Source organism: Azospirillum sp. B506 (assembly GCF_000333595.1).
Lineage (GTDB): Bacteria > Pseudomonadota > Alphaproteobacteria > Azospirillales > Azospirillaceae > Azospirillum.
This window is the reverse complement of sequence record NZ_BADK01000135.1, coordinates 1-3,773: the sequence shown is the minus strand read 5'-3', so window position 1 is coordinate 3,773 and position 3,773 is coordinate 1. Positions and strand designations below refer to the sequence as shown.

General features: G+C 66.4%; 3 protein-coding genes. 2 read left to right on the top strand and 1 reads right to left on the bottom strand.

Translation table 11 applies throughout. From position 1 onward, the window contains the following. Positions 1-545, bottom strand: a 545-nt coding sequence (locus I71_RS04720) for a SulP family inorganic anion transporter (protein WP_042691355.1), incomplete at its 3' end; no start/stop codon positions are given. A gap of 281 nt (positions 546-826) precedes the next feature. On the opposite strand from I71_RS04720, the gene I71_RS04715 reads away from it, so the two are divergent. Both I71_RS04715 and I71_RS04710 read left to right on the top strand, forming a co-directional pair. Further along, positions 827-2,926 carry a multicopper oxidase family protein gene (locus I71_RS04715; RefSeq protein WP_049975922.1) on the top strand — a complete coding sequence of 700 codons (2,100 nt, stop codon included), beginning with the start codon at positions 827-829 and terminating at the stop codon, positions 2,924-2,926. A gap of 143 nt (positions 2,927-3,069) precedes the next feature. Then, the coding region (locus I71_RS04710) for an isocitrate/isopropylmalate family dehydrogenase (protein ID WP_042691350.1) at positions 3,070-3,773 on the top strand (704 nt) is incomplete at its 3' end.

Genomic DNA, 3,773 nt, shown 5'->3' with positions numbered 1-3,773 from the left:
GGCGTCCCGTGCCGGCCGCTGACCATGGCGAGCGCCCCTTCCACCAGCAGCCAGCCCGACCCGGCCAGGAACCCCGCCACCACCGGATAGGGGAAGAAGCGGACCAGCCGCCCCAGCCGCAGCCGCCCCACCGCCCAGAACAGCAGCCCGGTCACCAGCGTGCTGCCGCCCAGGATGGCGAAGGCGGTGGCGACCCTCACCCCCTCCGGCGCGCTCTCCAGCCCCGCCGCCATGGTCGCGACGGTGGAGGCGAGAATGGCGACCCCGGTTTCCTGCACCAGGGCGACGGAGTTCGGCTGTGTGCTGCGAAGGGCGACCAGCAGGGCCAGGATCGCGGCGCTCAGCAGCACCACCCCGACCCCGGCGTTCAGCCCGGCCGCCAGCGGCCCGGTGAACAGCAGCGCCGCAATCGCCAGCCCGTTGCCCAGATTGTCGATGCCGGCGATCAGCCCGATCATCGCCGATGCGGCCAGGGTCCGGCGGCGGTCGATGGTGGGGCCGTTGGTGGGACCGGCAGGGGGCTTCCGATTAAGCGCGTCGCTCATGATGTCGCGTCGGGTCCGAATGCGTGGAACGGGCCTCTGGTACGGCGGCGGATCGCCGTCACAGCGGTTGCAGTGAGCGGAAATTCGCCGGCCCAGGCAAGCAATAAGCGGCAATGGATTGTGTCGCGCCACTCAGCATTGCGCCGGTCTCCGCCTCCCGCCCATCGCCGGGCATCCGTCGGATCGGTGGAGCATCCCGACTTAAAGCGTGCATATCCATTGAAAATATCAATTATCAGGAATCATATGCGCCGATACGCAGTCTCCTGAGGGAGTATTTTATGAGATATGCATATTTGGTTGGGCTGCTGGTGCCTCTGACGCTCGGTGGCGCGGCGGGCGCCCTGGCGGCAAAGGAGAATGCGGAGCCGGCCGGTGAGTCCATCGGCAATCCGCCGCTGCTGACCAATTCCGAATCGCCGCGCGTCGGGTCGCTCCTGATGCGGCAGCCCAAGGCGACCGCCCGCCCGCACACCGGGCAGGCGCGCAATTACGACCTGTTCGTCTCCTTCACCGACGGCTACATCCGCAACCCGTCCCAGGGCCGTCCGGACGCGGTGCGGCTGCGCAGCTATCGCGGCACCCAGGTCGATCCCGCCCATCCCTATGTCGCGCCGACCATCGAAGCGACGCCGGGCGACACGGTCCGCATCACGCTGCACAACGACCTGCCGGCCGATCCGAACTGCACCAGCCAGGCGGCGGCGGACATCAACATCCCGCATTGCTTCAACGGCACCAACCTGCACAGCCACGGCGTCTGGGTCAGCCCGACCGGCAACAGCGACAATGTGCTGGTGTCGATCAATCCCGGCGTCGATTTCGAATATGAATACAACATTCCGGCCGACCACCCCGCCGGCACTTTCTGGTACCACCCGCACCGACATGGCTCGACCGCCCTGCAGGTCGGCAGCGGCATGGCGGGCACTCTGATCATCCGCGGCGACCGCCCGCCGACGCCGGACGCCAATGGCGACCTCGACACCCTGCTGTCCAGCCCCAAGGGCGTGGCGATGACCGAGCGGGTCCTGCTGTTCGAACAGATCCCCTATGCCTGCACCAGGGACGGCAAGCTGAAGTACAAGGACGACGGCAAGACCATCGACTGGAGCTGCGCGCCGGGCGAGGTCGGCGAGGTCGTGTCCTATGACCAGTTCGGGCCGGGCACCTGGGAACAGTCCGGACGTTTCACCACCGTCAACGGCCGCGTCCGTCCGATGTTCGCCAACGCCAGGACCGGCGAGCCGGAGCGCTGGCGCCTGATCCATGGCGGCGTCCGCTCCCCCATCACCGTGGAGTTCCGCAAGCTCGACCCCACCGATTTCTTCCAGCGCGAAAAGACCCTGTCGGCCGCCGATCAGGACCTCTTCGCCAAGGAACGCTGCACCGGGCAGCCGGTGCCCTACATCCTGGCGGCCGCCGACGGCCTGACCATGGAGGAAGGGCAGGTGCGAACCAGCGTGCCGATGCAGCCGGGCTATCGTGACGACCTGCTGGTCAATTTCCCCGAACCCGGCATCTACTGCGTCGTCAACAAGCCGGCGGCCGCCAACGCCAGCCCGGACCGGACCGCCACCTCCACCGGTGTGCTTGGCTTCGTCCGCGTGAAGGGCGACCGCGCGGTCAAGGATCCGGTGAAGGAGACCATCCGCCGCCTGACGGTCAACGCCACGAAATACGCGCCGTCCGTCGCCAAGGAGGTCATCGACGGGCTGACCGCCCGCTGCTTCGGCAAGACCATGGTCGACACCCCCTATTGCCCGCGCTTCGCCAAGTTCACCGCCCACCGGCCGATCTCCGACCATGAGGTGATGCACCAGCCCAAGCAGGAGCTGACCTTCTTCATCAATCTGCCGCCGCAGGGGGGCAAGCGCACCAACCCGCTGTTCCAGGTCGCCAACAGCTTCGAGGTCGTGGAGAATCCCGACGGCACCTATGGCCCGAAGGGGGCCGCCGCCTACCAGCCGGGCGTGGTCAACCGGCCGGTGATCCTGGGGACCGCCCAGCAGTGGGAGCTGGAATCCTATTTCGTCAGCCATCCCTTCCACATCCACGTCAACCCGTTCCAGATCGTCTCGATCGTCGGTCCCGACGGGCGTGACGTCAGCGAGCCCGGATCGGGCGATCCCGACTATGCCGGCATGAAGGGTGTGTGGAAGGACACCATCTGGGTGAAGAGCGACAACGGCAGCGCGCTCACCTCCACCGACGTCCCGAAGGGCATCTACAAGGTGACGATCCGTACCCGCTACGAGCGCTTCATCGGCGAATTCGTTCTGCACTGCCACATCCTCGACCATGAGGATCAGGGCATGATGCAGAATGTCAGCATCGGCGTGCCCGATGGCCATGGCGGCGTTGCCGGCGCTCATCACTGACCGGTTGCGCACTCCCTCCCTCCCCGGGGACGGGGGCGGGGAGTGCGCGCCCACCACCGAATGCTGCGATCCGTCGCTGCCTCCAACCATTGAAAAAGGCCCCTGTTTGCGTCTACGGTCGCGCGTCCCCTTGGAGTGAGTGCATGCGCGATATCACCCCCGTCACGGTCGCACGCGGCGACGGCATCGGCCCTGAGATTATGGATGCGGTGCTTTCTGTGATGAATGCGGCCGGCGCGCGGCTGAAGGTGGAAGAGGTTCCGGCCGGCGAGGCCGTCTACAAGCGGGGCCATCCCGGCGGGCTGGATGCGGCCGGCTGGGGGTCGATCCGCCGGACGCGGGTCTTCCTCAAGGGGCCGATCACCATGCCCCAGGGATACGGCAACAAGTCGCTGAACGTGGTCGCCCGCACCACGCTGGGCCTGTTCGCCAATGTCCGTCCCTGCGTGTCCTACCACCCCTATGTGCGGACCCGGCACCCGCGCATGGACGTGGTCATCATCCGCGAGAACGAGGAGGACCTTTACGCCGGGATCGAGCACCGCCAGACCGACGACGTGATCCAGTCGGTGAAGCTGATCTCCCGGCCGGGGTCGGAGCGCATCGTCCGATACGCCTTCGACTACGCCCGCTCCAACCACCGGCAAAAGGTGACGGCCTTCGTCAAGGACAACGTCATGAAGATGACGGACGGGCTGTTCCTGAAGATTTTCTATGAGATCGCGGCCGATTATCCGGAGATCAAAGCCGACCACATGATCGTCGACATCGGCCCCGCCCGTCTGGCCGACCAGCCGGAACGCTTCGACGTAATCGTCACCCTGAACCTCTTACGCGACATCGTCTC

Bases quoted from the DNA above. Each gene is read 5' to 3' on its own strand.
- I71_RS04715 (WP_049975922.1), top strand. From the start codon at position 827: ATGAGATATGCATATTTGGTTGGGCTGCTGGTGCCTCTGACGCTCGGT.